Below are 4,599 nucleotides of genomic sequence, written 5' to 3'. Positions count from 1 at the left end.
AATAAAAGGTTGTATATATCCCTGCGGCTCATGTTGAGGGTCTTGGCCGCCTGCCGCATGGCTTCCTTCCGGGGCATGCCCCCTGCCTCCAGCTTTGCCACCAGCTCCACAGGGCTTACAGGGGCGGCTTCCTCATCGGACGCCGCAATACTGCTGTCAAAACCGCTGACAATGAGAACGAACTCGCCCCGCGGCTCATTTTCCTGATAATAGGCCAGAAGCCCGCCCAGCGTGCGACGATTGAACTCCTCATAATGCTTGGTCAGCTCACGGGCGGCAACCGCCGGGCGCGCATCCCCCAGCGCCTCCCGCAGCTGCTCCAGCGTTTCCCGAAGATGATGGGGCGCTTCATAAAAAATCAGCGTTTCGGGGCTGTTCCTGATACGCTCCAGCAGCTCCCGCCGCTTTTTGGCTGATTTGGGCAAAAAGCCGTAAAAAGTAAACGCCGTGGTATCCAGCCCGGAGCATATCAGGGCTGACAGGGCGGCATTGGCCCCCGGCAGGGGACTGACCTCAATCCCCGCCTCAATGGCCAGCTGTGCCAGATGGGCTCCCGGATCAGAAATGCCCGGCAATCCTGCATCACTGACACAGACCACCGTGGCGCCTGCCAGCATTTTCTCCACCAGCTCCGGCCCCCTGACCAGCTTGTTATGCTCATGATAGCTGACCGCCGGCGTATGTATATCATAATGGGACAACAGCTTTCTCGTATGCCGGGTGTCCTCGGCGGCAATCACATCCGCCTCTCCCAGCATGCGCACGGCCCTGAAAGTCATATCCTCCAGATTGCCTATAGGCGTAGCCGACAGGTAAAGCCTGCCCTTTTTTTCTTCCGTCATAGCATCGCCCTTCTACATCATAATTTCTTTTACATATTATATATATCCAGAATTTCTCTGGTGTAGCTGCCGTCAGCCTCGTGAACAATCAGCGGCAGTTCCGCTTTCATGCCGCCCGGCGCGCCTCCTGCCACCCCCTCAATCAGCATGAGGTTGGAGGGCTTGTCGGGCTTGGGCTGGACAAGCTGCAGCCTTTTTATCTGTATCTGATTCTCTGCCATGGCCACAATAATTTCGCCCAATCTTTCCGGCAGATGCACCATGGCAAAACGCCCCCGGAAACGCAGCAGATACCTGGCCGCCCTCACCACATCCTGCAGGGTGGCCGTCACCTCGTGCCGCGCCCTTGCCACACCGTCCAGCCCGTTCAGCTGTCCCTGATTAAGAGGACGATAGGGCGGATTGGCTATAACACAATCAAAGCTCTCCGGCGGGTAAAGCTCCCTTATCCTTCTGTAGTCCCCCTCGGACACATGAATCTTTTCCTGCAGGTTGTTCAGCTCCACGTTGCGCTTTGCCAGCCCGGCCATGACAGGATTGATTTCCACCGCGTGGATTTCCTTGACCTCATCCGCAATCAAAAGAGGCATTACCCCTGTGCCCGTCCCCAGATCAAAAACGCGCCAGTGCTTCTTGTACCGGGGGTAATGGGCCAGCAGCACCGCATCCAGCGAAAAGCAGAATTCCTTCCTGTTCTGAATGATGCGGCGGCCACTGCACAGAAGGTCGTCCAGTCGCTCGTCAGGCGACAGCCCTGCCGCCACCTGTTCCCAATCCTGCGCAATATCAGCCATCAGACCATGTCCTCGCTGTCCTTTTCAATAATATCCTCCCAGGAGGCCACGATGGTCTTGCGATCATCCAGAAGAATCGTAGCAGAGCGGCGCTGCATGTTCAGGTTGATAACCTTGCCCTCGCCCTCGGCGGTAATGACCTTGCTGCCCTGGGCAGGCGGCTTTATCTTCCTGCGCTGTTTCTTGTTGCCGCAGTAACAATGATTCTCGTATTTCAGACAGCACATGAGCCTGCCGCAGATGCCGGAAATCTTGGTAGGATTCAGGGACAGATTCTGTTCCTTGGCCATGCGGATGGACACAGGCTCAAACTCTCCCAGAAAGCTGTGACAGCAAAGAGGCCTGCCACAGCAGCCGATGCCTCCCATCAGCTTTGCCTCATCCCTTACGCCAATCTGCCTCAGCTCAATGCGGGTGCGGAAAATAGCCGCCAGATCCTTGACCAGCTCGCGGAAGTCAATGCGCCCGTCAGCCGTAAAGTAGAAAATAATCTTGTTGACGTCAAAGGTATACTCCACGTCCACCAGCTTCATAGGCAGGCCATGGGCCGCAATCTTTTCCTCACAGGTGCGGAAGGCGTCGTCACGGCGGCGCAGATTGTCCGCCACCTTTGCCTTGTCCGCCTCGGTGGCAATGCGCTGTACCTCCTTCAGCGGCAGAACCACATCGCTGTCCGGCACCTCCCTGGGGCCGATAACCGCCGTACCGAACTCAATCCCCCGCGCCGTTTCTACAATAACGTTATCATTAAGCTTGATGTCCAGCTTTCCCGGACTGAAATAATATATCTTCCCGGCCCGCTTGAAGCGGACCCCTACTACTGTCTGCATTTATTCCTCCATATCTCATCGTGCGGCTAAATCATTTAACCTTATAAGAAAGCCTTCCAGACAAAGCTGCAGGCTGACATTGCTTCTCAGGCGCTTCTGATACTCCTGCACCAGCTTCAAAAGCTCCAAAAGGCCGGCAGGCGGATACCTGTCCAGCAGGGCCGTCAGCCTCTGCAGCTCCGACCTGTTGTACAGCGGCAGCTCACTGCCGCTGTAGAGCACCAGCAAATCGCGGTAAATCATGGCGGCAAAGCCCAGCCACTGAATCAGCTGTTCACGGCTGTGGCCGGACATCTCCTTTGCCAGCTGCAGAAGCTCCTCCACGGACAGGCCGCCGCTCCTTTCGACCAAAGTCATGGCCTGCCGGTGCAGTTCCTGCACCTCCGGCTCCCGAAGCGACATGGCTCTGGCGGCACTGCCGTCGGCTATATCCGCCAGCCGCCCGGCCTCCGCCTCCGGAAGCCCCTGACGGCAGAGAACCTCCTGCAGCTCCCCATGCTGCAGGATGCCGAACTCCACCCGCATACAGCGGGAAATAATCGTATCCAGAAGAGCGGCCGGTGCGCTGGTCAGCAGGACAAATACCGCCTGTCCCGCCGGTTCCTCAATTGTTTTCAAAAGACAGTTGGCTGCCGCCTCATTCATCTTTTCGGCCTCGTGGATGATGACCACCCTGCGCTGTGACAAAAGCGGCACTCTGGCAATCCCTGCCTGCAGTTCCCTGACGGCCTCTATCCTGATGCTTCTGGCCGCCTTGCCGGAGCTTTCCGGCAGGAGCCGGAAGTAATCAGGATGACTGCCGGCCTGCAGGGCAAGGCAGGCCGGGCAACGGCCACAGCACTGCCCCCCTGATGGCTCATGACACAACAAAACAGCTGCCAGCGCTTCCGCAGTCATGGCCTTGCCCACTCCCTCCGCACCGCAAAATAGCATGGCATGAGGTATGCGGTCCTCCATCTGCAGGGTCTGCAGCCGTTTTATCAGTTCGCTGTGCCCGATAATATTTTTCCACTGTGTATTCATCACATATACAAATCCACCAGCATGCCGCGGATAGCATCATGGCTGGCCACAATATCCAGCTGCTTCGTCTGCCCCAGCCGTATTTTTTCCGCCATGTTTTCCAGTTCCCTGTCTATTTTCCGCACCGTGGTGTACACCTTCTGTCGGCCCATGCGGTCCCAGCCCGCCTGGGTATTGACCGCATACATCTGGGAGACTACCGTGCCCACAAAATTCTTTATCAGGCTGCGGTAGGATTTCAGCTCATCGTAGGTAGGCGTATTGGTCAGCTTCTGCCCCTGGGCATCAATTTCCTCCAGCATCTGCTGCAGCTGCTCACGGGTCATGCTGTCCTGCTGATCCTCAAGCTCCGAGGCAAAATCCGAATCAAGGGATGCCGCCCTGTGCCCCGTTTCCGGGCCGCGGGCAGTCAGCGTCGGCCTGGCCCCTAAACCATCTATCTTCATAAAAACCCCCATCGTCTAAAACACTCGACAATAATCTAATCTAAATTATAGTAGTTTTTTTGCCGAAGTGCAATTCATACAGAAAAAAAGTAAAATGCGTATTTCTGAAAAATACACTTGACTTTTCGTAAAGTATAACATATAATGCCTTTATCGCGATGAAATACAAAAATATCCTAACTCAATGAAGAGGAAAAGGCTATGTTTTCGATGTCAGAGAGCCGGCGGCTGGTGCGAGCCGGTGTGAGGAAGCTAGCTGTCCGCCTCGGAGAGGCCGACGATGAGCCGGACGGGTCAGCCCGATACAGCGAGCTGGAGTTGCGCCCCTTCTGGCGGCGTGATTTGGGTGGTACCGTGGAGTATAATGCTTCACCCCAATGCGGGGTGGAGCTATTTTTATTTTTAGGAGGACTAAGAATGAAGGTTTTAATTGCAGATGGCGTTTCCCAGATGGCGGTAGACATTTTGAAGGATGAGTTTGAGTGCGACGTAAGGGACAAGCTGCCGGCCGAAGAGCTTTTGGCTATTATCCCTGATTATGATGCGCTGATTGTGCGCTCCGCCTCCAAGGTTACAGCCGAGGTTATTGCGGCCGCAAAAAATCTGAAAATTATCGGCCGTGCCGGTGTAGGCGTGGACAACATTGATGTTCCTGCCGCCACCG

At 55.7% G+C, this 4,599-nt stretch carries 5 protein-coding genes and 1 pseudogene; 1 reads left to right on the top strand and 5 read right to left on the bottom strand.

Annotated features, from left to right (window positions below; translation table 11 throughout):
- The 5 genes from rsmI to ACI3UA_RS09620 form a co-directional block, all read right to left on the bottom strand.
- A partial coding sequence (gene rsmI, locus ACI3UA_RS09640) for a 16S rRNA (cytidine(1402)-2'-O)-methyltransferase (RefSeq protein WP_439724603.1) occupies window positions 1–842 on the bottom strand: 842 nt, incomplete at its 3' end.
- Window positions 843–871: 29 nt separating this feature from the next.
- A complete protein-coding gene (locus ACI3UA_RS09635) occupies window positions 872–1,636 on the bottom strand; it encodes a tRNA1(Val) (adenine(37)-N6)-methyltransferase (protein ID WP_439724602.1) in 765 nt (254 codons plus the stop codon).
- Window positions 1,636–2,466, bottom strand: coding sequence for a PSP1 domain-containing protein (locus tag ACI3UA_RS09630; RefSeq protein WP_439724601.1), 831 nt, complete (start codon window positions 2,464–2,466; stop codon window positions 1,636–1,638). Before ACI3UA_RS09630 ends, ACI3UA_RS09635 begins: the two co-directional genes overlap by 1 nt.
- 15 nt (window positions 2,467–2,481) lie before the next feature.
- Entirely contained in the window at window positions 2,482–3,489 is a 1,008-nt protein-coding gene (holB, locus tag ACI3UA_RS09625; RefSeq protein WP_439724605.1) for a DNA polymerase III subunit delta', read from the bottom strand.
- Complete coding sequence (locus ACI3UA_RS09620; protein ID WP_439724600.1) at window positions 3,489–3,935, bottom strand: YaaR family protein; 447 nt, start codon at window positions 3,933–3,935, stop codon at window positions 3,489–3,491. The genes holB and ACI3UA_RS09620 overlap by 1 nt, the downstream gene beginning before the upstream one ends.
- Window positions 3,936–4,352: 417 nt before the next feature.
- Here ACI3UA_RS09620 and ACI3UA_RS09615 point away from each other — a divergent pair.
- Window positions 4,353–4,599: pseudogene (locus tag ACI3UA_RS09615) on the top strand (phosphoglycerate dehydrogenase); the annotation flags it as partial.

Origin of the sequence: Anaerovibrio sp. (assembly GCF_051866355.1) — a bacterium.
GTDB lineage: Bacteria > Bacillota > Negativicutes > Selenomonadales > Selenomonadaceae > Anaerovibrio.
This window is presented reverse-complemented; position numbering and strand designations above follow the sequence as displayed.